Genomic DNA, 24,528 nt, shown 5'->3' with positions numbered 1-24,528 from the left:
ATAACCGATTGTCTTAACCTACGGAGGAAGCTAGTTTTGCATACCGCTATCAAGATCGTCGCTATCAGCAGCCTTGCCCTTACCCTTGCCGCGTGCGGCAGCGCCAAAGACGCCAACAAGAGCAACTTCAGCAAGGCCATACAGGCATACCTGGACACTCAGAAGGGCCTGTGCGCTCCGATTCCTGCAAAGGGCTTGCCGTTCACCCTAGCGAATCAAGACATGCTGGGCGGTCAGAGCAAGAAGCGCGCCGACGCGCTGGTCGATGCCGGGCTGCTGACGAAGCGAGACACCGAAGTCAAAGCCATGTTTGGCAACAAGATGGAGCCGGCCACCGAGTACCAAATCACTGACACCGGCAAGAAATTCCTCGTCGCCAATGGTGCCAATACGATGGCTGGTCAAGATGCCTTCTGCACCGGCAAGTACACCGTTGTGGAAGTGAGCAACTTCACCGAACCCAGCGACATGATGGGCGTAAAGCTGTCGCAGGTGAACTACCGCTACAAGGTAGAAGGTGCAGATGACTGGGCCAAATCGGAAGGCATGCGTGCCAATTACAAGAACTTTGCGGAACAGACGCAGGGAGATATCCAGGGTAAGGCGGCTGTCATCCTGACCAACGATGGATGGATGCACGAGCGCCTGTTCAAGCGCGGATAACAACCCAGCTCCAAAACGAAAGGCCTTTCACCAATGAGTGAAGGGCCATTTCTTTGGTTCTGCGCCGATCTGCGGCGTGGTTGAGGGTCGCGGAACGACCCAAAGGCGAAATTTGCATGATCGATCTCGACGCCCAAAACCGGACTTTCGAAACGGAGGGAATTTGGGAATTTAACGGTTGGCGCCAACCCTTCTGTGCGCGCACTGGCGGCACTCTGCATCGAAAAGGACTCTGCGCTCCAAGCGGCGGCAGGCCCGTAGGCTCAGGCTCGCATGCGTATTACGTGATCCGTCCTGCCGAGATCGACCTGGCGCATTCCCGGGCCTTCCCGGCCGACCCACAAAGCCACCACTGTGACATCATTGGCGGAGCGGGCCGTTTGACCAGCCCGTCAGACCCCATTTTTCCACGGGCTCGCTGGGACTCGCGTTTTAGGACCGACCACGTAGTTACGTGTTATAAATAGCGCAGTGTGACATTGTGGGCACCCGCATCCCATGGCTGACTCGCTTACTCGCCTGCTCCAGACCCTCCGACCATGCTTGAGCACGGAGCTTGTCGCCGCTTTGGTCAAGGAAGGTGTGGCGCCCGCGACGGCCCGGCAGCGCGTCTCGCGCTCGACGGAGATCAAGAAGCTCGCCCACCTTGTATTCCCTCGAGGGGCGCGCTTCGTCTACCTGCAGAGCGACTACGCCTCGCCGGAGTTCTGGCACGAGCTCGTCAAGCGCCTTCTACAGCACAGCGCGTCGTACGGCGGCGGTCTTGCCGCCCTCATGGCCCGCGGCGGCGTCATGCCGGTCAGGCACTTCCTTATCGCGTGTGGCGCCCCCATCGCCCAGAAGGGCCACATCCCGGCCCAAGGCGTCCTTGACCGCCTCAAGAGTGCTCAATTGGTGACGTGCTTCGACGCCCCGGGGATCGGTGAATGCATCGAGCTTGCTCAGACTGTAGAGGCAACGCCGTGGGAGCTCAACCGTCTGCGCGCACGCCTGAACACAGAGGCTGTGCTACTCAGCGCCGTCAAGGACTGGGCCCGGAACCTGGCGCTCGTGAGCTACAACACAGTGGCACTCCGCGACACGGACGATGGTCAGCCGCGGGTGGGCACCTTCAACTGGGATCTGACCGGCGCCTCCTACCTTGGTCCGCTCACGCAGTGGGACAAGGCCGCCAACAAGAAAAAGCCTGGTTATCTCGTCTGCGACGTGCTGCTCGGGGTCAACGTCGCCGCACACGAGCTCCAGCCGTTCATCAATAAATGCACCTCTCTGCGGGCGCTTGCGAAGGTGGGCCGCTGCATGCAGGTCTTTGTAGCGGATGGCTACACGCCGGAGGCCTTCGCGCTTGCGAGGGAGAACGGTGTCGTTCCCGCGACCACGACTAGCCTGTTCGGGCTCGAGGTCGCCAAGGCTCTTCGAGAGCTGACCGACATCCTCAAGGACGCATACCTGCGTCCGGACTCGTTCGATAGGGTCGCGGCTGTCTTCGACAAGCTCAGCCACATCGAGGGCGCTGCCACCAACCTGCGAGGCGCTCTATTCGAGTACATCGTCGCCGATCTCGTGCGTCAGCGTGACCCGCACACGTCGATCGACCTCAACGAGATTCTCAAGGATGACGCCGGCGGCCAGGCCGAGGTCGACGTTCTGGTCTATCACGCCAACCAGTCCGTCCGATTCATCGAGTGCAAGGGCTACAAGCCCGGCGGCACCGTCCCTGACGAGATGGTCGAGGTCTGGCTAAAAGAGCGCATCCCAGTGATGCGACGTTCACCTCAGGCCACTTGGCAGTGGCGCGAGTGCCGGCAAGTCTTCGAGTACTGGACCAGCGGCGTACTGTCGGTGCGGGCCCGCGGGCTAATCGCGGACGAAGCGGCGCGCGTGAAGCGCTACGACCTTCGGGTTGTCGAAGGTGACGAACTGGGGCGCTTGGTTGCTGGCACTAACAGTACCGCCCTCAAGAAGACGTTCCGCCAGCATTTCCAGGCACACCCCCTGAGTGAGATCGAACGCGTCGCCAAGCGGCCACCTCGGCGTCTGGCCATTCCGCCCCCGTCCCGGCTCTCGACCCGCAACCCGCAGGATTTCGAAATCACGACGCCGTTGCTCGGCGCACCGACGGCAGACGATGACGCGCTCGACGACGTCGTCGACAACTCCAATTCCTAGTCGCGGACGCCGACCCTCTAGCGACATCTCGAATGCCAATCAACTATCTCGCCGAATTTCCGATCCCTGCGCGCCTACTTCCGGCCAAGCTTCGGGCCCTTCTACGTCCAATCGGCCTCGACCCAGATCAACCCGTCGAGGTGGCATCGATGTTCGAGGAGGAAACTCCGGGGCTTGGTCTGGAATGCGTGCACATGCTCACCGCCGTGGTGCCGGAGGATGAGGCCGAAGGGCTCGGCGTGCTGGATGAAGCCGGCGAAGGGCTCGTGGCTAGCTCCGTGCCGGTCGTGGGTGCCAAGGGTTCCTCGAACAAGTTCGACCCTTCCGTTTCAAGCTACGACTACATTGTGGCCGCCTGGGGTGACGGCTCCAGATTCAGTTTCAACTTGGCCGAAAAGGTCTGGATGGCGCTCGGACTCAGCGCTCGGTGCGTGGGCAACGAACAGCAGCACCTTGTCTACGACGATCTCAGCCTGCCGGTTTTCGAAGTCGCGCAGGGTGAGATCTCGGCCCAGTACCACTTCGAGTCATCGAGAAACGTCAACTGGAGCATGCGCAACGAGTACCTCAGAAGGTACCTCTGGATGCGCGGTGCCGTAGGCGCGCGCGCGTTCTACTATCAGGCGAGCCTTGCCGACGGCCCCGAGCTGCGCGAGCTCATGAACGGCCAGGACCATTTCCTCGCGGAGCCAGAAGGCGGTTGGTATCAGGTTGATCTGCGTGAGAACGAGGGGCGTCTCCTCCTCCAGGTCTGGGCGACAGTTGTCGCCCTAAGCTGTGAGCAAACTCCCGAGCGAGGGGCTGACGGGCTCGCCTGGCCCGGAATCGAAAATCCGGTGACGCATGCTTGGGCGAACGCTCAGCTGCATGGAAGCATTGTCTACCTGGACGACCGGTTCCTTGAGAGATACGAGCAGAACGAGCACTTCGACTCCATGCCGGGTCGGCGAGGCTCGTGCAACCCGTCCTACGGTGGCCAGTGGGCATTCTCTGGGTGCGAGCGCATCGGACGCAACCTGATTCGAGTTCCAATCCGCGAGCTCTACAAACCCAAGCCCGACCGGGAAATCCTGCACGCTCACCAGCATGCAGTGGCACCTTGGCGAGTCGAGGCAGTGGACCACGCAGAGGAGCACATCGCGTCCAAGACTGCGCGTCTCGTCGAGCAATTGCTTGACCTCGCCGACAACCTCGTACAACTCGGAGCGGCGGTCGGGGTGGAGGCGAATGTCGACGATGTGCTGAAGTTCTCTCGCGGCGAGATCACGGCCAACTGGTGGCATCGATATCCCCAGCTGAGCCGCCTCGCGCAAGTCGCCCCATTGGAGATGTCGCAGCAGGCCTTTCTGAGCAGGTGCAAGGTTCTGCACGAGACCTGGCAAAGCATCTCCGCCGCGCATCTGAAGCGCCTGCTGAAAGCAGCCGGTTGCCCTGCGAAGGAGGTAGACGGCCTGGCAAGCGCCAAGCTTCTTCAGGGAGTGCTCAATCTCCTCGAGCGCCTCGAGGGCGAGCAAAAGGATGTCACGGCCCTTCGGAGCGCCGAGGAGCCCACGGGCTGGAAAGACAAGAACGAGCGGCTCGCGCCGCTATTTCTGAACAACGATCTGCGCATCGCCGACGCGCACGAGCTCGGTGGAAACGTCGGTCCGCTGCAAGCCATGGGGTTCGACACGGGTGGCCTCGGCCAGGGTTACGGAAAGGCGCTTGACTTCGTGTTCGACTCCGTCATCCGCGCGTTCGAGGCACTCAACACGACGCTGAGAGGCGCACTGGACCGCTAGTCCCAACATCGCCCTCCTATCTTCTTGATGTTCGGATGTGGGCGTGGAATCCGAACCCATGTCGTGTTCCATCTCAGAAATTCGTTTTAACCAGTGCCGGCTTCCGCAAGCCAGATCCACACACGCCCACTCCGTGCGGGCACCTCAACCAAAATGTCCATTTGGAAATCATCAGACCAGTGGGCAGAGCTCACGCAGAGCTTCAGTCTCCTGCGTGGATTGTCGACCCAGTCTCCGGTGAACAGCATTGCATGGACAGGCTGGCAGCCTTTCTTGGAGTGCCGAGCGGCGGAGCCGCCGTAAACCTCGCCCTGTTGCTTAGCGAACCCTGGATAGTGTTCATCCCGCTTGCTTTGCTCGGGGTCTCCGCCATGCCCATTCGCCGACGAAAGGGCTTATCTCGGTAAGAATCGGCTCGCTACTAAGCTGCCGCTCGTGGTTGACCGCTCCTGGCCGGCAACGGTCTGGGCCGGTCAGATGTCGCCAGGGGCGAACTTAGTACTTCGGCTTCTGGAACAACTCCAAGGACTGCTCATGGCCGTCGGCGGAACTTCGCCGCCGACCGCGGACGTCAGTTTCCACGAGAACCGGACGCTCCGACGCCGCGTGCAAGATCCACGGGCATATGCGGTCTACGATTCAATTAGATGCAACGATTCTTGCAAGCGTCACGCATGCGGTTTCTATGTTGTCGGGGTGTAGGTTGGTCACGCTGAGTAGCAAGCCACGTTGCGCGTGCCCGCGGCTAAGGTGCCAAGCGGAGAGCGCCGAGGGCGCGAGGCCATGTGCGCGGGCGGCACGCACCACGGCGATGTCGTCGGCAATCTGTGGCAGCGGTGCGATCACGCCCAGGCCAGCCGCTAGCGTGCCCGGCAGAAGCCTGTTTACATGCGTTAGCGCGAGGTTGCGGCGCTCGGTATAGAGAGCCTTCATCTGCCGCAGGTGCCGCAGGAAGTGCCCATTGGATAGAAACTCCGAAACAGCCAACTGGGCGATCCGGTTCGGAGCCGGGGCCAACACGGCGGCGACCTCGACCAGACGCTCCGCCAGCGAACGTGGGGCGACGACGAAACCGAGGCCGAGCGCCGGACTGAGCGTTTTGCTGAACGACCCGATGTGAATCACACGCTCGGCGCCTGCGCCTGAGGCGAGGGCCGGTGCCGCCCGACCGTCGAGCTGAAGTTCTCCGAGATAGTCATCTTCGATGATCCAGGCGCCACTTGACGCCGCCCAGTCGAGCAAGGCGTGTCTTCGTGCGCGCGATAGGGTCACGCCTAGCGGTGCGTGCTGGCCTGGGGTGACCAGTGCCAGCAGGGCGTCTGGGGCCCGGGCGATGCCATCGTCCACGCGCAGCCCCTTGGCGTCAACGGCCACAGGTTCGAGGGTGGCGCCGATCAGCTCGAGCCCGCGCCTACCCAGCGGATAACCTGGCTCTTCGATCCACGCCTTGCGCCCCTGAGCGCGTAGCGCCGTGAGGGCAAGCAGCAGGCCCTGCCGGTATCCACCGGTGACGATGATTTGATCGGGATGGCATTGCATTTGCCGGCTGATGGCAAGGTGGCTCGCGATCTGGGCCCGCAGCACGGGTTCGCCTCGCGGGTCAGCGTAGGCCGTGTCAGTGATCGCGTCGTCGCGTAGGGCTCGCGCTCGCATGCGGGCCCAGAGCTTGGCCGGAAACGCGTCGTGAGCGGGTACGCCCATTTGGAACGGCCGTGGGGCGCTCGAAAATGGACGGTTGAAAGCCGCCAAAGGTCTGTCGATTGGCAAGGCGTCGACCGCTTCGATGGTAGGCGGCCGAGCGCTTACGCGCGTTCCAGCGGGTCCGGCGCCGAATACCAGGTTCTCGGCGATTAGCCGATCGTATGCCACGCGGATGGTGCCGCGCGCGACACCAAGCTGCGCGGCGAGGTCTCGACCGGAAGGCAAACGCTGTCCTGGCGCAAGCCGGCCGTCGAGGATCGCCTGTCGCAGGCTCGCATGGATCTGGTCGCCGATTGCCGCGACGGCGGCTCGGTCCACCTGAATCGACAGTGCATCGAACTTACTTAAGTCAGTCATCTTGGGTCAGTCGTTTCGGCAGTTTTTGGGCCTGTTTCTCCAACAGCCGGTGTAGTAACGTCTGCTTATGACATGGATCGCGGTCGAAGTTGATCGGCGGCCTTCGGGGCGCGCTGGCCGCGATTCGACAATCATAAACAACAGCAGAGGACAGTGATGACCCGTTTGAACTGGCAAGAGATCGCACCTGAAGGCGCAAAGGCACTTTTCGGTATCCACCACTACGTCACGAGAAGGACGAACCTTCCGGAGGAACTCGTGCACCTCGTGTTCCTCCGCGTTTCGCAAATCAATGGGTGCGCACACTGCATCGATATGCACAGTCGCGATCTAAGAAAAACCATGTCGATCGACAAGATCAGTTTGGTACCGGTATGGGACGAGGTGCACCATTTGTTCTCTGAGCAGGAGCGCGCCGCGCTGGCCTGGGCTGAGGAGGTGACCCGTGTCAGCGAGACGCACGCGTCTGATGAGGCGTATGCCGCCGCCTCGGCACAATTCGCGCCCAAGGATCTGGTTGACCTCACGATCACGATCGCCGCGATGAACGCGTTCAATCGGCTGGGAGCGCCATTTCGAGTTCCTGTCGCTGCTCAGTCGTGATCTGGTTTCCACACGCAGATTGGAAGTGATGCTTCACGGGCTCGAAGAGTGCAGAACCCTAGGCGTCGATGATGCATTTCAGTCTGAGCTGCGCGAAGGGCCGCTTTGGAAAACCGCTTACGAGCGTCCGCATCTGGCCGAACTCGGCCGTATGTCTTCCTGAGCGAATCATTCCCACCTACGCGGCGACCGAGTGGCGCGCAAGATCACTAGGTCCTCGCGCTGGCCGCTACTGCGCAATCTCGAAAACGTCAGGCGAGAAGCCTTCCCCGGCAATCGGCGATGAACCTTTTCTTTTGCCCTATCAGATCACTTCAGTGATCTGCCCGGTTGTCGGGCCCTTGAAGGCCGCACCATGTATTTCAGAGGTGGCAGAATGGAGTTAGCGCGGCCACGACTTAAGCGTATGCAAGTCCAGCAACGTAAACCTCCCCGCATCCTGCCATCCACCTGTATCGATGTAGTAAACGTTGCCAAGCTGGGCAGGCTTGCGCAGCGTCATATGTCCATGGACCACCGCACGTACATTGCGAACTGGCTGGGAATACTGCATTTGATAGCGGTCTACGGACCATAAGCAGGCCTCTTCATCCTCCGGGCTGAAAGTAGCGTCATGAATGGCCTGCCAATCGTCATAGGGAAAGTCGGCGTGAACCATACCGACTACACCAGTCGGCGTTTCCACCTCGATAGCCAGCGGCAAGGCGCTCAAGCAGGCAGCAATGCGTTCACGAATATCACCAACGCAGGCATCCAACCATCCACCGCCGTGGACGCGATGATCGACGTCCGGAATCGGATTACCCATCGCCCGTCGCCACGTCATCAGGTCGTGATTCCCACAGATCGCATGAAACCATGGCCGCTCCAGCCATTTCAGCACATCGGCCGATTCAGGTCCTCGGTCCACAAGGTCCCCTACTGAAAACAATCGGTCCTTTTCTGGCGAAAACTTTGCGGCAGCCAACGCGACCTCAAGCCGACCAAAATGACCATGAATGTCACCCACCGCAAAATCACGGCCGTTGACATTCAATTGAAAGCGCCGGACTCGGACATTACCGGGTGTCATTCCAAGATTCCATATAGCTCCCTAACGACTTGTCATGCATGCCTCATGATACTTGGCTCTCCACAGTAGCGTGCTGATCCTAATGCCGGTACTTCGGATGCGAGCCAACAGCGTGAGCATGCTCACATCGTTGGTAATTTTCCACAAAATTTTTCCTTGCCCACCGACGTTTCAAACGTCGAAATCAGGGCTCCTCTCTGATCGAGCCTAAGCCATTGATTTCCAGATTCAATTTACTTGATCGCTTCATCACAAGAAAACCAATGCGCCATATCTTGGCATTTGGCTATGCCCATTCTTGGTTTTCATTGATGCCCTATTTTGGTCTTTAAAATCAATGACTTAAGTTTGACATTCATGCCATAACGGTAAAGACTGGCATTACCTACGGTGAACTTGTGAGGCATATGAATGACTACTGGAGAATATTTGTTGGGACGGTTTGGGCCGTTGATGAGCATCGTTGACGTCGCCACCTTGCTAGGCCGGTCTCCCGATGGCGTCCGCGTGGCGCTTTATACCGATACCGATTTTTCGCGCAAGCTGAAACCAGCCATGCTGCGGGTCGGCCGCCGTGTTTATTTTCGGACGTTGCAGGTCACGGAAGCCCTGAATCTGGAACAGCCGGCAGACGATGAAATCACGCCCGCAGAGGCCGCTACGCGAGGGCCTCGCGCATGAGTCGACAAAGAACCATCAACGACCAGATATGGCGCTCAAATCGCCTGTCAGGCTGCACGGTCGAAGACCGCTATGCGCTGTTCTACTTCCTGACCTCGCCATTCAGCAATGTCATCGGCGCGTATGAAATCGTCATTCGCGTTGCGGCCTCCGAAATGGGCTGGGACCCCGATTCACAACTGATGCCAGTGATGCGTCGTCTCATCGAGGCTGGCATCTTGGATTTTGACGCGCAGGCGAATTACATCTGGATCAAAGATTGGTGGGACCACAACTCCGCCAAGATGGCAGTGGCAACGACCCTTAGGAAAAAGACACTCGAGCAAATAGCGGCACTGCCCCGAGGCTGGCGTGACGCTTACGTGAATGACTTTATCGATCGACTGCCTACCGAGGATCCGCTGCGCAATACGGTAGCCAAAGCCCTTGGATACGGTCCTTATAGGCTATCGACACCCTATGCGGGACCCGACGACGGCCGGACGTCCATTCCGGCCGAACCAAAAGACATCCATAGAAATCAATCAATTAGCAACGGGCATACCCCAGCGACAGCCTATCTCCAGGGTATGGACAGGGGGCCGGGTAACACTACTACTAACACTAACCCTATCTATAACCCTACTACTACAACGAGAACCGACGACGGTCTTCAGTACCCTACCGCGCTGGTCCCCGCTGAGAAACTGTCGATCCAAAACTTGCTGACCGACGTCCAATCAGTTGATGCGCAAGCATTGCTTGACGAGCTGGACGGAGCCATCAAGACGCCCGGAACCATCAGAAAGACAAAGGTCGCCTATTTCAAAGGAATCCTTGAACGCCACCGCACAGGGGGATTCGTGCCGTCTGCTGGCATCCCGATAACAACCAGAAGGGAACGCATGGCAGCGACCCAAGATATGTCGCGTGCTTCGGAATCAGCACCACTCAGCAAAGCTGAATCCCAAGCCCGGCTTCAAGAAATCAAAGCCCAACTGGAGCTGCATACGAGGATGCCGAAATGACGCGCAAGACCACACTCAGCATCCGCCTGGATGGTGATCTGAAGCGGCGTTGGCAGGCACTTTGTCTTCGACAAGGCAGCACGCCCAGCGACGGCCTGCGGCAGGTCATTGTCCGCCTTCTCAACGGTTCGGCAACGGACACTGCGCCCACTCCATCAACATATGAGCAGCCCGATACTTCGCGGCGCCGCTTGGAACTCCGCCTGACTGAGACGGAATATGCCCGTATCGAAGCACTGGCCTTGCAGCAGGGCATGTCAGCCAATCGCTGGGTCATCCATCTGATACGGGCCAATCTCAGCGGCGAACCGCAGTTCGGCATGACGGAGCTACGAACGCTGGGCGAATCGAATTCGAGATTGCTTGCCATCGGCCGCAACCTGAACCAGATCGCCCGGCATATGAACGCGGGACGCGCGCTGGAGACGGTGGTGACCGCTGAGCGTATCGACACACTGACCCGTCATATCAAAACCCACACCGCGCGGGTGGCAGACATCATGCGCGCCAACATTGACCGCTGGAGGCTGGAATGAGTCTGGTCATTGATGGAATTTTGAAGGACTGGGGCGAACGCATCTATACCAAGCCCGTCACCAGCCAAGGCGTAAAGCGCACGGTGACGCGATCCCGCACTTCGCCACCCTCTAAGCCTCTACTGCTGACCGGCAGCGCTCGGGTCCGTGACAAGTTAATGCTGACCACTCGCAAAGCGCCCGAAGTCATGGTGAAAATCTCCGGCGGTGGCAAAGGCATCGTGCAGGTGAAAGCACACCTCGACTACATATCGCGCAACGGCCTGGTAGCGTTGGAGAACGAAGACGGTGAAATTATCCTTGGCCGTGAGGCCGTGCAGGACGTGCGCGACGAATGGAAAAGCGGCCAGTACGGGTTGCCCGATAACGGCTCGCGCCGCGAAACGTTCAATATCGTGCTGTCCATGCCACCCGGAATTGACCGACGCGCAGTCAGCGACGCCATCCGCGCATTCGCAAAAGCCGAGTTCGGCGACAACCACGCGTATGTATTCGCCATCCATGACGACGAAGCTCATCCCCACGGCCACCTCTGCGTCAAGACGCTAGGCCTCGATGGAAGCCGGCTCAATCCGAGAAAAGCTGATCTGCAACGCTGGCGGGAGCGCTTCGCCGAGGCACTACGCGAACAAGGCATCGAGGCCAATGCCACACCACGTAGGGCACGGTCTAACACGCACACTACGGTCAAGCAGGCGACGCGACATGCCGTCAAGCGTGGCAAGAGCACCAAAGCGGCTGAGCCGGAACAACGCAGGCTTTCCGGCGTTTCACGTGCCATCAGGAATGGCTACGGGCACATTGCGAAAGCCTTGTCCGCTGGTGACATAGAGGACAAATCGCTCGCCCTGGAAATTGTCCAGTTCCTTGATCCCTCGCAGGACAGAACGCTACAGGTCCCACAGCGTAGTCAGCGCAGCACAGAAGTGACCAAGGACGCCCATCGACTGGACGGGACCAACCATCCAGACACTGGCGACCTGAGCCGTTGATTGATTGCGCAAGAAGGACCATAAGATGGCTTTACGCTACGACGCCCTGCAAGACTACTGCGATGATCCAGCGCGCACTGGTGACGTACAGGTCATTCTGTATGCACACTACTGGAAGGGCTTTTCCTTGGCCGTGCAGGACGGCACTACAGAGCAACCTGTCATGGACGACAAAGGCCGACCGTACCGATTCCGAACAGTAGAAATGGCCTTGGCGGAATTGGCGAACATCTCGTACCTGTCGGACCGCATCATCATTGACCGTCGCATGTGGTGGCCGTAATCGGGAAACTACTTTTCATTAACCGAAAGTACAATCAACTTCGGTTTTACCTTTAACCACAACGAACGTTGCACCGCCCCAAGGACGCCTAGCGTACCGGGTGCCGACCCGAGAAGAAGGGTTCCGACCGCCGAGAGCAGATCGGCCGCTTAGTCGCCCCAAGAACGCTTTGTCGTACTGGGCGCGGTCCCTGAACAGACCGACAGACCGGACAGCACGGTCCTACGTTCGCCCTCAACCTCTCAGGAGTGGCGAACATGAACAAACTATCAGCCTCTTGCATTCTGACCGTCGGCATTGCCGCATCGTCGGCCGCCTTCGCACAAATCCCCGTGACGGATGGCGCTTCCATCGCCAAGAGCGTGGAAAACCAGATCGAAACGATGGCGAAGTGGAAGATGCAGTACGACCAGATGGTCAGCCAGATCGACCAGATGAAGCAGCAATACGCTGCGGTCACCGGCGCGCGCGGCATGGGCGAACTGTTCAACAGCCCGCAGTTGCGGGACTACCTGCCGCGCGATTGGCAAAGCGTCTACGACTCCGTCAAATCAGGCGGCTATGCTGGCCTGAGCGGGCGCGCTGAGTCCATCTACAACGACAACAAGGTGTATGACGCCTGCGCCGGCTTTGCCTCGACGGAGCAACGCACGAGCTGCGAAGCGCAAGCCGTCAAAGGTGCGCAAGACAAAGCCTTTGCACTCGATGCCTACGACGCCGCGAAAAACCGCCTTAGCCAGATCGACCAGTTGATGCAGCAGATCAACCAGACCCAGGACCCGAAAGCCATTGCTGAACTGCAAGGCCGCATCGCGGCCGAGCAGGCCATGATTCAGAACGAGCAGACCAAGCTACAGATGTACCAGATGGTCGCGGCAGCCGAAGACCGCCTACAGCAGCAACGGCGGAAGGAGATCAACGCAAAGATTGTGGATCAACGGGGCTACCCCACTCTTCAAGTCTTCAACCCGCTTGCACGCTAAGGAGAACATCATGGCTCCGTTCTACGCAATCACCCTGGTTCCAGTGGTAACGCTATGCCTTGCCATCTATCGCTTCTGGGCTTGCGCTCGCCGCCTGAGTCCCGAGTATTACCGAGAGCTTTTGCGGCGTGCGCCGCTGATGAGAACTCTTGATGTCGTGGCTATCGGTATGGCTGCTTTCACGGCCTACTACGCGGCCATGGGCTGGTTTGGATTCACACTGCCGTTCATTGATGAAGAACCGTTGCCGCCTTGGATGAACATCATCCTGTCTGCCGTCACATCCATTGCGTGCATCGGCATCGTTTGGACAAATGCGCCGAATCGCTTCACACAGCCGACATGGGGCGGCATGCGCGAAAGTGTCGTGCGAACCCTCGCAGCGTTACGGATCATTGAGGCCACCGAAGTGGCCCACGCACTCGACATCATCAAGGCACGCGAGGCACACAAATGAAAAGCATCCTCTTCCCTTTCTTCATCACACTCACGCTCGCAGCTTGCGGCGACAACACCGCCGTTCAAACCGTCGATTGGTACAAGGCGCATGCCCCCGAACGCAACGCGATGATCGCGAAATGCGAAGCCAGTCCTGGCGAGCTCGCCGCGTCCGCCAACTGCATCAACGCCAAGACAGCGGCAAACCATCTGGCCGTCGACAAGCGAGGCTATGTCGACCTGACACCGATCAATCCGCTCAAGGGAGGTCAATAACATGGGATTCGCCTTATTCCAGTGGATAGGCAGCAGCGTCGATGCGATGCTGAACACCTTCGTATCGGAAACCGCTTCGAACGTCATCCTCGGCTTTCAAATGCTGATGCTGACCGGCGTCACGCTGTACATCACCTTGACTGGCTACGCCATCAGCGCGGGCGCGGTTGAAGCTCCGTTTCAGACCTTCATCAAGCAGTGCATGAAGATCCTCATCATCACGGCATTCTGCATGACAGCTGATTCTTACACCGCCACTGTTGTGTCGGCCATTCAAGGCCTGGAGACAGGTCTCGCCGACATCATGTCCACGTCTAACGCTCAAGCGACAAGCATCTATCAGGTGCTGGATAACTCGGCGGACAAAGGGCTTAACGTGGCTTACGACATGCTAGGCAAAGTCGCAAAGCGCCAGTTCTACGAACTAGGTCATATGTTCTGGGATGCCCTGAATGCACTCATGATGGCCATTGCCGTGTTTCTTATTCATTTGCCTGCGGCCGCGACCATCATCATGGCAAAGCTCGGTCTCGGAATAATGCTTGGTCTCGGACCACTATTTATCGCGGCGCTAATGTTTCCAGTCACCGCGAAATGGTTCGACAAATGGTTTGAGCAGGCGCTGGCCTACATCCTTGAAATTGCCATCACAATGGTTGTCGTATCTATCGGTGTGGCGCTCTTCAAGGCGCTGTTCGACAGGGTAATAAGCACGACCACGGACAATCCCATCAATTCGTTTGTGCAGATCATCGTTCTTGCCTTGATCATCTTCTTCGCGCAGAGAAAATCGAGTGGCTTAGGGGCGAGACTGGCTGGCGGCATCGCCTTTGACGCTGTGACATTCAGGAGCATGGCCCAGGGTATTGGCAACGTGGTGAATCCTAAGACGACTCGCCGCGATATGCAGTCGGGCATGATGGTTACTGCTGGCCGAACCAACCACATGATTGCAGGCAACACCATATGGAACCCAGCCTATCGGCAACACGTCTTGCAGAATATGGGCAAGAACTGGGGACCGACAAAGGGCGGCTCCGTCAACGGTAAGTGATGTGCATGTTGCGTCCGCATCGGCCTCGCCATCAGCGAGGCCTTTTTCATTTATGGCCGCACATATCTCCGCGCTACGCTTGGGCAACCCCTTCGGTTGCATCCCGCGTCCGTTCTTGCCGGACTGGCCGCGGGGGCAGGCCCAGCGGCTTCGCCTTGTTCCTCCCCCCGGCCGACAGGCTGCATGGCTTCCAGAGGCATCAAGGGTGAAGGCTTCGCCCGGGATCCTCACCCGTTCCCTGCGCTGCGCTTCGGGCTGCGGCTTCTGATCCCGCCCTTGACGCCTCTTCCGGCCAAACGGCGTTAGTAGCGGTGCTATCAAGCGGATGACGGGTCAAGGGGTTGGTGCGGCCCGCAGCCCACGGGGCGAGGACACGGCCCCTTGACGCGGCAGGAGCGCCCCACGCTATGCCCGGGGGCAGGAGTTCCGGGCCAAGGGCCCGCAACCCCTGCTCCCGAGGCTCCCGCCGGCGAGGGTGGAGAGTCCAGAGAGGCAAAGCCTCTTTGGAAGCTACGACGCAGGCTAGTACGCGGCCAATACAGGCGATCCATAGCAAGTAAAACAAGACAATTTCAGCGCAGCGCCCTGGAGGGTGCGTGTACCTAAACCAAAATACTCGTACCTCTTGTAAAATCGAGTTACCTACAGCAAGGGGACACCATGGCTGGCGAAGATAAATGCGGGTTACAGCCCCACAAAACCATATCAGATGCCGAACGCGGTCGACGCCAATCGGCTGTTAACTACGCGCGGGCCTCCGTCAGTCTAGAAGGTTTCTCGCTCAGTGAAGCAGATGAGGCCCACGCCCAGCGTTTCATCGATGGTCAGATCAGCCTGCAAGAGTTTGTGCAGCCGCGCGCTGACGCGTTAACGATCCCAAAGTCTTCGTCATGACGAAGAAATTTAGGATTTGGGGACTAGTGCAGGATAGGCTGTCGCCGGTTTTTGTAATACGCAAGGCAATCTCCTTGACCCATTTGCGGCTGTTAATAGCTAAGGAAAGGGTCATTACTTCTAGGGGGCAGCTTGGAACGTGCACTTGAGCATACCGCCCGCAAACGCGACGCGGTCCGAATTCTCTTCATCCTAGACAAAGCCGGCACCAGGCCTGGAGCTGGCGCTCCAGAAAATGCAGTTTCTGTTCTGAAAGCTGAGAAGCGCCTTCAGGCCCTGGATTTTTGGGTTCGTTGCCCCGATTACCTAGCGGCAGAGCTCGTCGCTATGCACGAGAAGTGGCCAGAAGACGGTTATCTGGACGAGGCCTTCAAAGTTATGCAAGGTGACGAGCCTGATGTACGGCGCATGCATATGATGCGTTTCCTGTTTGGCGCCTGGGAACAGATTGACGACTCGATGTCGCTACTTGTCTCATTAGGGCTCGCCGCTATCAAGCGCACCATAAAGCCCGACGGGACCATTGGACGCACCGATTTCTTTCTCCTCGAGTCTGGCAGGACGGTGGGGCAAGACCTTGCATCGCTCTCTTCGCATCTGGCTTGGTACCGTGACAGAGCAGCCCTGGTCGCAAGGGTCGCAGGCAGCGCCAGCGGTGAAGAACTGAAGAAACGTCAGTACGCCCAAGCTGAATATCAAGAGGCTCGTTGGGGCAAAGTCATCGGGCCCATCAATCAGCGAGTATTGCAACGGTTGAACGAACTCAAAGAAGGGAGCCTGGGGTGAGCGACACATATGCAGAAAAAATAGCGATGCGTGTCGGGCGCGAGCTGGATGACGTGCTTGCAGTTCTTGCACGCCACAATATTGTTGATTCGCCTACACCTCCTATTTCACGGTCTTTGCGCCTCAAGAAGTTAGCGTTCTCCGGCGTGAAGTTGATCCACGGCGAAGCCCACCCATTCTCCTTCGATTGGACACCCCAATCGAAGGGGGTCAACGTCATTGCCACCGACGCCAACTTGGCAGGAAAGTCTAGTGCTCTCCAAGTGATGCTTTGGGCATTGCGCGGCGAGCCTAAGTCATTAACGACCACTGTTCGCGATTGGACTCAGCATGTACACGCAGAGTTTCAGGCGGGTGATCGTCACATTCGCGTGAAGTTTGATGTAGCCGACGGCAAGCCTGATGGCAACATTGACTTGATCAACAGAGATGGTAGCAAGATTCACTCGCTCCCCTTTACCACGCCTGAGTCCTTCAAGGCCCATATGAACAGCGTCATGCTGGACGCCTTGGATTTGGAGCCTATCGCTACCTCACGCGAGGTCGCCTCTCGAGAAACCACGGTAATGTACGCTGATGGCTGGACTTCCTACACGGGAGCCCTTCTTTTCGATAGCGATAGCAATGCTCTCATAGGAGACGCGACTGGGACAGACCTCGCACAACGGCTGCTACAAGTTTTTCTCGGAATACCTTGGGCCACGACCTTGTTTCAGGCACGGGCAGCCAAGCGCGTCACCGAAGCTCTAGTGTCAGCTCGAAAACGGAAGCTATCCCAATTTGGCAATCAATCGATAGCCCAGATGGAAGCGAGGATTTCAGAAATCGAGAATCTAATTTCTAGCGGAGTGGCCCGCGAAGCCGCGCTGGGAGAACTTCAGACAGTTCGCGAGCGTTTCTCGGCGCTGGAGACTCGGGTAACAACGCTCAAAGCAACCACTACTGCTGTCAACGCCGAAGTCGCCGCCGGTGCGGCGGAATTGCTTGCCAAGAAGCGCGAACTTTTGGAGCTCGAAGAAGAAGCTGCTGCGTCCCACTTTCTGAGTCGACTTTCTCCCACCTGCTGCCCTAGGTGCACCCGGGCCTTTTCATCGAGCCGTCAGAAAAATGAGCTAACCACAGGCGAGTGCGCTGTATGCCTTACCAAGGTGGAAGACGGAGCAGAAGTCGATCATGAAGCGCTGAAAGCGGCCGCCCAAAAGGCCATTGCAAAACTTGAGCGAGAACTCAAAACCGCCAGACTGAAAGCCGACGAACTTACGGAAGAATTTGAGAAGAGTCGGACACTGCTTGAAGCTACCGCGGACGAGCTTGCCGAACTGTCAGCCAGTGGCACCGCACAGGAAGAGCAAAAGCTCCGATTAGAGGCAGCCCGTCTGGAGGGAACGCTGGAAGCTATCAGGAAACTAGTGGACGCCGACAGCGGCGAAGAGGGGGATTTAGCAATCCTGACGCAGGCCACAGAAGTCGCAAAGGCCGAAGTTGAGCTTGCAGCCACGGAAATTCTTGCCCGTAGCGGTGACCTTATCCGCCAGCTAGTGGTACGCCTTGGCATGCGAGACGTCGAACGAGTGGTTTTAAAGCGCAACGCAAGCGTGGAGTTGCACAAGGGCGGTAGCCAATCCAGTTTTGGTGGACTCTCTCCGGGTGAACGCTTGCGTGTGCGTATCGCAACCGTCATCGCCCTACTTCAGGCATCTCAACAGTTTGGTGCGGGCAGGCATCCAGGCCTTCTAGTCGTTGATTCTCCAGCCAAAGAGGAAATGGCGGATGCCAACGTGGAGGAAATGCTTACCGCGCTGTCGGAGCTTGCTGCTACCGTGGACCTTCAACTTTTCGTGGCATTCCGTGGCGCAGCCCGTGCCTTGCAGCACTTCGATGAGGACCGTTGCCTTTTGGCAACTGGTGCCGATACACTGTGGTAAGCACAGCGCTATAGGCATTATGTGGACAGCACAATCACCACTACAGGAGCGCCTTCTGGCGATCTTAGCCGAAGGTGCTCATCCGTCGGCTCAAGATTTTCCGGAAGCGGAACTCATGGGCGAGGGGGAAGTCCTTGTCACCTCTCCGCTCTTCGGTGATTTTGTAGAGTTATTAATAGCGCAATGGCCGGACTTAGACGATCCTGTCTCGGCCATTCGTACCATTTGCGCTGGGCTAAAGCGCAATCAGCTACGTGACCCTCTTATTCACGCCATAGACGCTATTGCGGACAGTGGCATGGAAGATTTGGCGCCGTTTGTCAAAGCGCTAGACGCACGAGCCGGAGACGACGACTCCCCGCTGTTCATCCGAATTGAAGCCGTAGCAGGAGTCGTCCGCCTTGCACTTCAATCGACAAAGTACGGCCCATTCGCAATTGCCGGAGTACTTCGTTTAATCGATGTCGACGATGAGTGGGTGAAGGCTAAGCTCTGCCGCATCACGTCCGTGCTCCATGAGCATTTGAACTGGACCGATGCAGCTGAATCACTTGTTACTCTCTCCAAAAGCCAGGCCTGTGCTGTCGAGGCCAGGCAAGAGTTGGGATTCATTGAGATGGCCAACGCCTTTCGAAGCGAAGATATCGTCTCGATGAAGGCATATCTAGCCAAATCTGCAACTTGGTTCAATGAGAGCGCACGACTCGCGGAAGACGCGCCGAGAGCCAGGATGTATGGTGTTATCGCAGGAGCCCTCGCGGGCGCCCTTACTTCCGATGGAGCCGGGGCCACAAATATCTCCACTCTCAGAGAAGACGCACAATGGGTAGTGCAATACAACCCCCCCAGAGCCGGGGCTGGTTGGTTGCACCCACCGCCTGAAGCTGAACTGGAATGGATCCCCCTGCTTGCACCGTTGAACACATCAGAGCCTCAAGCCTTCTTTTCTCTACTTGCCGGCGCAATCCAGCTTTTTGAGAAAGTCCGCTCGATTCCCATCCGAGTTAAGGGAGGGGTGGAGTACCGACCTCCTCAAGGCATCAGCAAGATCGCGCAGCAGGGGCGACTGATAGGAATGATGCAAACCTGGCTACAAAGCAGCACTGCCAACGTCTCGCCGCAAGGGCGAACCCAGCTCGAGGCAAACCTTGTACAACTTGGAGCACCGCCGGGAAAACGCTAGAGAAGGCGGCTCAGTGGCCATCCGACCTTCTCGAGAACTTAATGGCCAGTCTAAACGCAGCGGACAGGGAAGCCGTCATCAAGTTCGCCGATGGCTGTGCTGTGACACGTGTACCACTGTCCATCATTGAGCAAGGTATGGTGGAGAAGGTCCGGAAGAAATTGGTGGGGAATCCGGACTATAGAGGCGAGGTAAAGGGCTGGTTTGACTTGCTAATAGTCCGCCTTTGCAAGTTTTTGACATCGCGAGCAGACGCCAATGCTTTTCACGGCCACATGGCGTACCTGTCACGGGTCAATGACAGAAAGCAACTTCCTCATGAATCGGAACTTCAATTCGACCTCTATAACTATCTATTGAGTGCAATGCCGTCCGTCCTTCTCGAAGTCTCCAATGTGGCAAGCGGACGGACGGATATATATCTGCCCCTGAACGGCTTCCGCTTCATCATCGAAGTGAAAAGAACGACCTCGCGCACTTGGTCGTGCTTTAGCGTGCGCCCGCATTCCAAGCAAGCCGCTTCTTACAGTTCAACAGATGTGCGTCTAGGGGTGCTCGCCACATTGGACCTATCGATCCGAGAGCCCGGCGTCCCCCACGTCTCAGACTGTTTCGGCGTCCTCAAGCGCAAGCATTCGCTAACCGATGAAAGGTCTGTAATTTTCATGCGCGTTCCGGGAAATAGATTGCCTCCTTCATCTCTATCACGGTAGACGTCGAATGTGGCCGTAGCTTTGATCGGTCAGCCGCTTACCGATATGGGCTACCCGGCAAAATCACCGCTCGGTGAACAATCATGTTGTCTAGTCCAAGCACGGCTCTGATACAACGGCGGCCATCGAATTTCAACCTTCGCCGCTTTACGGACAGCAATTCTATTTCGGTACAGTACCGGTACACCAACCAGCTTTTATCAATTCCGTTAAAATTGCCTAAGCTACTGATTTAAAGTTACTTTTACCTTATTAAAACGTCGTTCAACTTCGCTGCATTTCGCTGTAGAAACACAGTAAACCCGCAACTCAAAATCCCCCGCCGCAAGGCGTGCCGGTTCGATTCCGGCCCCGGGCACCATCTCTAAATCTTCCTCGTACTTAGCAACTTGGAAGATGCAGCAGCCCCAAGCCCGCACCGGGGATTTTCCAGCCACGCGACGAAAGTCCCCGTCAGTCGACCGTCGCTCCCGTCCGCGCCACGATCTCCGCATACTTATGCCGTTCGTTCTCGATGAACTTGCGGAAGTCGGCCTGGCTGTTCGGCTTTATGATCGCCCCCACCGCTTCCAGCTTTTCCTTCGATTCCTTCTCAGCCAGGATCTCGTTGATCTGCTTGTTCAACTCGGTAACGACGGCCTGAGGCGTGCGCGGCGGCGCGAATATGCCGCCCCATACGCTGAAGGAATACCCGGGCAAGCCTGACTCCGCCACGGTGGGGACGTCGGGTAGCGCCGGCGCGCGTTCCAGGGAAGCGGCAGCGATGGGCTTGAGTGTATGGCTCTTGACGTGTGCGAGTACGCCGGAGATTGGCGAGAAGAACATGTCGACGTGATTGCCCATCAAGTCCGATAGGGCAGCGCCGCCGCCCTTGTACGGGACATGGGTTAGCTTGGCACCTGTCTTCAGCGCCAACGCGGCCGCGGCGAGATGGCCCGGCGAACCAGTGCCCGCTGACGCATAGCTGAACCCCTGGGGCCGCTTCTTGCTTTCGGCCACCATTTCCTGGACGGTGTTGAACGGGGCGGATGGGTGCGCTACGAGCACCAGCGGAAAGTCGCCCGCAAGGGCGACCGGCAGCAGGGCGTCCGGGTCGTAGGACAGCTGCTTCGACAGGTATTGCATGACCGCGATTTCGCCGGTCTGACCCAGCAGCAGCACACTGCCGTCGGGCGTCTCGTTGGCGACGTAGCGCGATCCTATGGTGCCGGTGGCGCCTGGGCGATTCTCGACGATAAAGCTCTGGCCCAGTCGTATGGTGAGCCGTTCGGCCAGAAGGCGTGCGAAGACATCACCACCGCCGCCGGGCGCGTATGGGACGATGATGCGAACCGTCTTGTCCGGGTAGGAGGCCAGAGCCGGGCAGGACAGGGCGGCCGCCCCGGCAACGCCGAGGCCCGCGGCCAATAACCGGCGGCGGGCGCGGGAAACAGCGGATGGGGTTACGCTCGAATGCTGGGTGGCATGGTTCATGGCGCCTGTCTCCTCGTTTTTGTCCTCGGATCATATACGCGGCTCTCCGCCATGGCGAGATGTGGTTGACCCGGTGCACTCCAACTCTTGAGAGAATGTGAGCCACAAGCAAGAACGACGCGAACAAGCGTTCTCCTGAAGTGCGCGAGCGTGCAGTGCGCTCAACCACGCCCTATACGATCAACCAAGGACTTTCACCATGTACATCGCCATGAACCGCTTCAAGGTTGCCCTCGGATCCGAAGCCGAGTTCGAACGGTTGTGGACCAGTCGGGACACCCATTTGAAGGACGTTCCCGGGTTTGTCGAGTTCCATTTGCTGCGCGGGCCGAAGAAAGACGGTCACGTGCTTTATTCGAGTCATACGATCTGGGCCGACCATGCGTCGTTCGAAGGCTGGACACGGTCCGAAGCCTTTCGGGCCGCGCACCGCAACGCCGGCGGCGGCACGCGGTCGCTGTACCTCGGGCACCCCGAGTTCGAGGGCTTCGAGGTCATACAGACCGTCAAATAAGGAAGGCCGGAAAGCCAATTCCCGACGACCGATGCCGCCTAAGCTTCACGATCAAGCATTTGATCCAGCAGATCCAAAGCCGCGGCGGCGAACGCCTGCATATTGCGTCCGCGATCCGCGTCATCGGTTTCAACGGTGATCGTTGCGCCATGCGGCCCTCGCACCGCCAGGCAGGCGTGCCCGGCGGCATCGCCATAACGATTCCCGCTCGGTCCGCTGGCGCCGGTTTCGGCCAGCACCCAGGTCGTTTTCAGTTTTCTTTGCAGCGCATCGGCCAATAAGGCGGCGTAGTCTTCTGTCGCCGATCGCATACCGTCGGGCAACACCAAGGGCAGATCGAGCAGCGCATTCCGCGACTGGGCCGTATAGACGACGGCGCCACCAATGAAGTAAGCCGAAGCGCCCGGCACGGACAGCAGGCTGGCCGCGATCAGACCGCCCGCCGAACTTTCGACCGTACCCAGCGTATGTCCACGCTGCTTGAGTTTGCCGGCAATAGCCTGCGCGTGCGATTGCAGCTGTTTCATCAGGGTCCCGTTCTGTCCGTTGGAGGTGGACATACTGTAAACCCATTGCAGAAGAATCGTCGCTACGGCAAAGCGACGTTCCAGTGCCCACCCCACGCACAAGGTCGGATGCGGATTTGCTAGGACCAGCCGGGGATGCACCCAGCGCCAGTCCAGATACGGTCTCGGCTCAAGGCCTGAGTCCACTGCGGAATTGGACCCAGGCCTTGCCCGCGTAGCTTTTTAACTGCTCAGCCTTCCGTATGGGAGCCGGGTAAGGGAAAGTACGCCGCAACCCATGGAAACTACTTGCCGTAGCGCGTCTTGGCGTCGGCGATACAGGCATCCTTGGCATTGCCCGACATCGCGTCGCATTTTTCTTTCGCGACGGCGTAGTCGTTAGCGCGTTTTTCCTTGGTCGCATCGTGGCGCGACTCGGCTTGCTCCTTGGCCTGCTTGGCGTCGACCTTGGCGTTGTCCCGCCGCGCCTTGGCTTCCTTCTGGCACACGTCCCTGTCGTTGCCCTTGAGCGCGTCGCAGCGCTTCTGGTCGGACTGGTATTGCGCGTCGATTTCCTTCGGCGTCAACACGGTTTGCGCGTGCACGGCAAACGAGAGCGTCGACAGGCCGAGCAGCGCGCCGGCGAGCGTGGACACGGTGATTTTCATGGCTTTTTCTCCTTTTCCTATGCCGTGGCGGATCACGGTGCGAACGCATAGCAACCTCCATGCCCGATTGCGATGGCAACCGAGGCACGGAAATGGCGGGTACGCACTTTGCTGTAGGGCCTGTACCTGATGAATCGCTCATCAAGTACTTGCTGCCCCGGTTCGTCCGGCCCTCCGGAAATGTCCATGCGGCCATGCGTTCGGACCCAGACGGACCAACCATTTCTTTCAGGTCAACCCACTAGGAGAGTCACCATGAAATCGAGCCGTCTCTATGCCGTTTTGCTCCTGGCCACCGCCTGCGCTTCGGGTGCCGCCATGGCTCAGCCCACCACGCCGTCGACCACGCCGAACGACTCGACGGCCACCCCGCCCAACAATACCAAGGTGCCAGAGGGTACGCCCGCTCCGGCTCCTAACTCGGGCGCGCCCACCATTACTCAACCGGTGAATCGGGATACGTCGAACAGCGACTTGAAGAACGAGAACGGCATGCCGCGCAAGCCGTCCGACCCGGGCAATACCAACGTTACGCCGACCCAAGGCGGCGGCGCGCCGTATCCGAACCGCGGCAACAAGTAAGCCAGCGGCGGTAAGCAGGAACGTGGAGCTGGGGAATAACTACCCCTCGTGCTCCGCCCTACCCCTTGTGCTCCGCCGAAATCTCCCGGGTTTCCCCCGTCTCCACCAGCGTGCGGCTGGCGTTGAGCCTGCCGTATATCCACAGTATCTTCATCCCCTCGGTCTCCGACAGGTTGCGGAAGCGATGAGGAATGCCCGCCGGAATCCATGTCGTATCCATGGGCTTGAGGCGGAATTCCTGTCCGTCGATGTCGAACATGGCATCGCCTTCCAGCAACATCACGCTCTCTTCACAGTTATGAAAATGGAAGGGAATCTTCGCGCCGGGCCCGAATTCAGTGATGCCGTTGATAAAGGCCGTCGCGCCCTTGGCCGCCGTGGCTAGGGGAATGGTGCGGGCGCCGCCGCCGCGCTCGTAGGCCTTCATCTCGTCCGGATGAAAGATCAGGGGTTTGAGGCCAGCCTGTTCCGGGGCCTCGGTCTGCTCGGTGGTGGTCATGCGCTACGCTCCTGGACGATCTTCACCATATGCGGCCTGGAAAAGGCATATTCGCGCACCGGCACCGGCCGCAAGACGTGAAGGGCAAAAAATACAAAGACAAAGCACGAAAGTCTAGATACACCCACGTCCCGGCGTCCAATGCCAAATAGGCAAGCAGGTATATCATTCTGCGATGGACCTAAAGAG

26 protein-coding genes are annotated in these 24,528 nt (G+C 58.5%); 20 read left to right on the top strand and 6 right to left on the bottom strand.

Going from position 1 to position 24,528, the window contains the following annotated elements; all coding sequences use genetic code 11:
* Positions 1-36 precede the first annotated feature (36 nt).
* The 3 genes from C7R54_RS28960 (at position 37) to C7R54_RS13175 (ending at position 4,613) form a co-directional block, all read left to right on the top strand.
* Complete coding sequence (locus C7R54_RS28960; RefSeq protein WP_192903649.1) at positions 37-663, top strand: hypothetical protein; 627 nt, start codon at positions 37-39, stop codon at positions 661-663.
* Positions 664-1,206: 543 nt separating this feature from the next.
* The gene (locus C7R54_RS13180; protein ID WP_210815900.1) at positions 1,207-2,832 is read left to right on the top strand and encodes a hypothetical protein; all 1,626 of its coding nucleotides are present in this window, start codon (positions 1,207-1,209) and stop codon (positions 2,830-2,832) included.
* Positions 2,833-2,864: 32 nt separating this feature from the next.
* On the top strand, positions 2,865-4,613 hold the full coding sequence (locus C7R54_RS13175; RefSeq protein WP_129150875.1) for a hypothetical protein: 1,749 nt from the start codon (positions 2,865-2,867) through the stop codon (positions 4,611-4,613).
* Positions 4,614-5,252: 639 nt separating this feature from the next.
* Here C7R54_RS13175 and pdxR read toward each other — a convergent pair.
* Complete coding sequence (gene pdxR / locus C7R54_RS13170) at positions 5,253-6,671, bottom strand: MocR-like pyridoxine biosynthesis transcription factor PdxR (RefSeq protein ID WP_129150874.1); 1,419 nt, start codon at positions 6,669-6,671, stop codon at positions 5,253-5,255.
* A 156-nt stretch (positions 6,672-6,827) separates the two neighbouring features.
* Here pdxR and C7R54_RS13165 point away from each other — a divergent pair, with 156 nt between their 5' ends.
* Entirely contained in the window at positions 6,828-7,274 is a 447-nt protein-coding gene (locus tag C7R54_RS13165; RefSeq protein WP_029580638.1) for a carboxymuconolactone decarboxylase family protein, read from the top strand.
* Between the two features lie 382 nt (positions 7,275-7,656).
* Here the strand turns inward: C7R54_RS13165 and C7R54_RS13160 are convergent, their stop codons facing one another.
* Positions 7,657-8,346 carry a metallophosphoesterase gene (locus tag C7R54_RS13160; protein ID WP_129150873.1) on the bottom strand — a complete coding sequence of 230 codons (690 nt, stop codon included), beginning with the start codon at positions 8,344-8,346 and terminating at the stop codon, positions 7,657-7,659.
* 411 nt (positions 8,347-8,757) lie between these two features.
* Here C7R54_RS13160 and C7R54_RS13155 point away from each other — a divergent pair, with 411 nt between their 5' ends.
* The 14 genes from C7R54_RS13155 (at position 8,758) to C7R54_RS13090 (ending at position 20,097) form a co-directional block, all read left to right on the top strand.
* Entirely contained in the window at positions 8,758-9,027 is a 270-nt protein-coding gene (locus C7R54_RS13155) for a hypothetical protein (RefSeq protein WP_054439150.1), read from the top strand.
* Positions 9,024-10,034, top strand: coding sequence for a hypothetical protein (locus C7R54_RS13150; protein ID WP_129150872.1), 1,011 nt, complete (start codon positions 9,024-9,026; stop codon positions 10,032-10,034). Before C7R54_RS13155 ends, C7R54_RS13150 begins: the two co-directional genes overlap by 4 nt.
* A complete protein-coding gene (locus C7R54_RS13145) occupies positions 10,031-10,570 on the top strand; it encodes a plasmid mobilization protein (RefSeq protein WP_129150871.1) in 540 nt (179 codons plus the stop codon). Before C7R54_RS13150 ends, C7R54_RS13145 begins: the two co-directional genes overlap by 4 nt.
* Positions 10,567-11,562 (top strand): relaxase/mobilization nuclease domain-containing protein, encoded by a 996-nt coding sequence (locus C7R54_RS13140; protein ID WP_129150870.1) that lies wholly within the window; start codon positions 10,567-10,569, stop codon positions 11,560-11,562. The genes C7R54_RS13145 and C7R54_RS13140 overlap by 4 nt, the downstream gene beginning before the upstream one ends.
* A gap of 25 nt (positions 11,563-11,587) precedes the next feature.
* On the top strand, positions 11,588-11,845 hold the full coding sequence (locus C7R54_RS13135) for a hypothetical protein (protein WP_240039505.1): 258 nt from the start codon (positions 11,588-11,590) through the stop codon (positions 11,843-11,845).
* Positions 11,846-12,102: 257 nt separating this feature from the next.
* The gene (gene virB5 / locus C7R54_RS13130; RefSeq protein WP_129150868.1) at positions 12,103-12,828 is read left to right on the top strand and encodes a P-type DNA transfer protein VirB5; all 726 of its coding nucleotides are present in this window, start codon (positions 12,103-12,105) and stop codon (positions 12,826-12,828) included.
* 10 nt (positions 12,829-12,838) lie between these two features.
* Positions 12,839-13,285, top strand: a complete 447-nt coding sequence (locus tag C7R54_RS13125) for a hypothetical protein (protein ID WP_129150867.1) — start codon at positions 12,839-12,841, stop codon at positions 13,283-13,285.
* Positions 13,282-13,542 carry an EexN family lipoprotein gene (locus C7R54_RS13120; RefSeq protein WP_006385711.1) on the top strand — a complete coding sequence of 87 codons (261 nt, stop codon included), beginning with the start codon at positions 13,282-13,284 and terminating at the stop codon, positions 13,540-13,542. The genes C7R54_RS13125 and C7R54_RS13120 overlap by 4 nt, the downstream gene beginning before the upstream one ends.
* A gap of 1 nt (position 13,543) precedes the next feature.
* On the top strand, positions 13,544-14,596 hold the full coding sequence (locus C7R54_RS13115) for a TrbL/VirB6 family protein (RefSeq protein WP_129150866.1): 1,053 nt from the start codon (positions 13,544-13,546) through the stop codon (positions 14,594-14,596).
* 660 nt (positions 14,597-15,256) lie between these two features.
* Positions 15,257-15,490 (top strand): antitoxin VbhA family protein, encoded by a 234-nt coding sequence (locus C7R54_RS13110; protein WP_129150865.1) that lies wholly within the window; start codon positions 15,257-15,259, stop codon positions 15,488-15,490.
* Positions 15,491-15,622: 132 nt separating this feature from the next.
* Positions 15,623-16,276 (top strand): hypothetical protein, encoded by a 654-nt coding sequence (locus C7R54_RS13105; protein WP_129150864.1) that lies wholly within the window; start codon positions 15,623-15,625, stop codon positions 16,274-16,276.
* Entirely contained in the window at positions 16,273-18,201 is a 1,929-nt protein-coding gene (locus C7R54_RS13100) for a hypothetical protein (RefSeq protein ID WP_129150863.1), read from the top strand. The genes C7R54_RS13105 and C7R54_RS13100 overlap by 4 nt, the downstream gene beginning before the upstream one ends.
* Positions 18,155-19,384: a hypothetical protein gene (locus C7R54_RS13095; protein ID WP_129150862.1), complete on the top strand. Its 1,230-nt coding sequence runs from the start codon at positions 18,155-18,157 to the stop codon at positions 19,382-19,384. The genes C7R54_RS13100 and C7R54_RS13095 overlap by 47 nt, the downstream gene beginning before the upstream one ends.
* 41 nt (positions 19,385-19,425) lie before the next feature.
* On the top strand, positions 19,426-20,097 hold the full coding sequence (locus C7R54_RS13090) for a hypothetical protein (protein WP_129150861.1): 672 nt from the start codon (positions 19,426-19,428) through the stop codon (positions 20,095-20,097).
* A gap of 453 nt (positions 20,098-20,550) precedes the next feature.
* On the opposite strand, the gene C7R54_RS13085 is transcribed toward C7R54_RS13090, so the two are convergent.
* Entirely contained in the window at positions 20,551-21,570 is a 1,020-nt protein-coding gene (locus C7R54_RS13085; protein ID WP_129150860.1) for a Bug family tripartite tricarboxylate transporter substrate binding protein, read from the bottom strand.
* A gap of 199 nt (positions 21,571-21,769) precedes the next feature.
* On the opposite strand from C7R54_RS13085, the gene hmuQ reads away from it, so the two are divergent.
* Complete coding sequence (gene hmuQ, locus C7R54_RS13080; RefSeq protein WP_129150859.1) at positions 21,770-22,084, top strand: heme-degrading protein HmuQ; 315 nt, start codon at positions 21,770-21,772, stop codon at positions 22,082-22,084.
* 38 nt (positions 22,085-22,122) lie between these two features.
* Here hmuQ and C7R54_RS13075 read toward each other — a convergent pair whose 3' ends face one another.
* Positions 22,123-22,611 (bottom strand): CinA family protein, encoded by a 489-nt coding sequence (locus C7R54_RS13075; RefSeq protein ID WP_129151065.1) that lies wholly within the window; start codon positions 22,609-22,611, stop codon positions 22,123-22,125.
* Between the two features lie 284 nt (positions 22,612-22,895).
* Complete coding sequence (locus tag C7R54_RS13070; protein WP_129150858.1) at positions 22,896-23,258, bottom strand: hypothetical protein; 363 nt, start codon at positions 23,256-23,258, stop codon at positions 22,896-22,898.
* A 255-nt stretch (positions 23,259-23,513) separates the two neighbouring features.
* Here C7R54_RS13070 and C7R54_RS13065 point away from each other — a divergent pair, with 255 nt between their 5' ends.
* Entirely contained in the window at positions 23,514-23,840 is a 327-nt protein-coding gene (locus C7R54_RS13065) for a hypothetical protein (protein WP_129150857.1), read from the top strand.
* 58 nt (positions 23,841-23,898) lie between these two features.
* On the opposite strand, the gene C7R54_RS13060 is transcribed toward C7R54_RS13065, so the two are convergent.
* Entirely contained in the window at positions 23,899-24,339 is a 441-nt protein-coding gene (locus tag C7R54_RS13060) for a cupin domain-containing protein (RefSeq protein WP_129150856.1), read from the bottom strand.
* Between the last annotated feature and the right edge of the window lie 189 nt (positions 24,340-24,528).

Source organism: Achromobacter aloeverae, from assembly GCF_004121055.1.
GTDB classification, from domain to species: Bacteria; Pseudomonadota; Gammaproteobacteria; order Burkholderiales; family Burkholderiaceae_B; genus Bordetella_C; species Bordetella_C aloeverae.
This window is presented reverse-complemented; position numbering and strand designations above follow the sequence as displayed.

Coding starts and splice junctions, on each gene's coding strand:
- C7R54_RS13175 (WP_129150875.1), top strand. CDS start 2,865: ATGCCAATCAACTATCTCGCCGAATTTCCGATCCCTGCGCGCCTACTT.
- pdxR (WP_129150874.1), bottom strand. CDS start 6,671: ATGACTGACTTAAGTAAGTTCGATGCACTGTCGATTCAGGTGGACCGA.
- C7R54_RS13165 (WP_029580638.1), top strand. CDS start 6,828: ATGACCCGTTTGAACTGGCAAGAGATCGCACCTGAAGGCGCAAAGGCA.
- C7R54_RS13160 (WP_129150873.1), bottom strand. CDS start 8,346: ATGACACCCGGTAATGTCCGAGTCCGGCGCTTTCAATTGAATGTCAAC.
- C7R54_RS13155 (WP_054439150.1), top strand. CDS start 8,758: ATGACTACTGGAGAATATTTGTTGGGACGGTTTGGGCCGTTGATGAGC.
- C7R54_RS13150 (WP_129150872.1), top strand. CDS start 9,024: ATGAGTCGACAAAGAACCATCAACGACCAGATATGGCGCTCAAATCGC.
- C7R54_RS13145 (WP_129150871.1), top strand. CDS start 10,031: ATGACGCGCAAGACCACACTCAGCATCCGCCTGGATGGTGATCTGAAG.
- C7R54_RS13140 (WP_129150870.1), top strand. CDS start 10,567: ATGAGTCTGGTCATTGATGGAATTTTGAAGGACTGGGGCGAACGCATC.
- C7R54_RS13135 (WP_240039505.1), top strand. CDS start 11,588: ATGGCTTTACGCTACGACGCCCTGCAAGACTACTGCGATGATCCAGCG.
- virB5 (WP_129150868.1), top strand. CDS start 12,103: ATGAACAAACTATCAGCCTCTTGCATTCTGACCGTCGGCATTGCCGCA.
- C7R54_RS13125 (WP_129150867.1), top strand. CDS start 12,839: ATGGCTCCGTTCTACGCAATCACCCTGGTTCCAGTGGTAACGCTATGC.
- C7R54_RS13120 (WP_006385711.1), top strand. CDS start 13,282: ATGAAAAGCATCCTCTTCCCTTTCTTCATCACACTCACGCTCGCAGCT.
- C7R54_RS13115 (WP_129150866.1), top strand. CDS start 13,544: ATGGGATTCGCCTTATTCCAGTGGATAGGCAGCAGCGTCGATGCGATG.
- C7R54_RS13110 (WP_129150865.1), top strand. CDS start 15,257: ATGGCTGGCGAAGATAAATGCGGGTTACAGCCCCACAAAACCATATCA.
- C7R54_RS13095 (WP_129150862.1), top strand. CDS start 18,155: ATGAGGACCGTTGCCTTTTGGCAACTGGTGCCGATACACTGTGGTAAG.
- C7R54_RS13090 (WP_129150861.1), top strand. CDS start 19,426: ATGGCCAGTCTAAACGCAGCGGACAGGGAAGCCGTCATCAAGTTCGCC.
- C7R54_RS13085 (WP_129150860.1), bottom strand. CDS start 21,570: ATGAACCATGCCACCCAGCATTCGAGCGTAACCCCATCCGCTGTTTCC.
- hmuQ (WP_129150859.1), top strand. CDS start 21,770: ATGTACATCGCCATGAACCGCTTCAAGGTTGCCCTCGGATCCGAAGCC.
- C7R54_RS13075 (WP_129151065.1), bottom strand. CDS start 22,611: ATGAAACAGCTGCAATCGCACGCGCAGGCTATTGCCGGCAAACTCAAG.
- C7R54_RS13070 (WP_129150858.1), bottom strand. CDS start 23,258: ATGAAAATCACCGTGTCCACGCTCGCCGGCGCGCTGCTCGGCCTGTCG.
- C7R54_RS13065 (WP_129150857.1), top strand. CDS start 23,514: ATGAAATCGAGCCGTCTCTATGCCGTTTTGCTCCTGGCCACCGCCTGC.
- C7R54_RS13060 (WP_129150856.1), bottom strand. CDS start 24,339: ATGACCACCACCGAGCAGACCGAGGCCCCGGAACAGGCTGGCCTCAAA.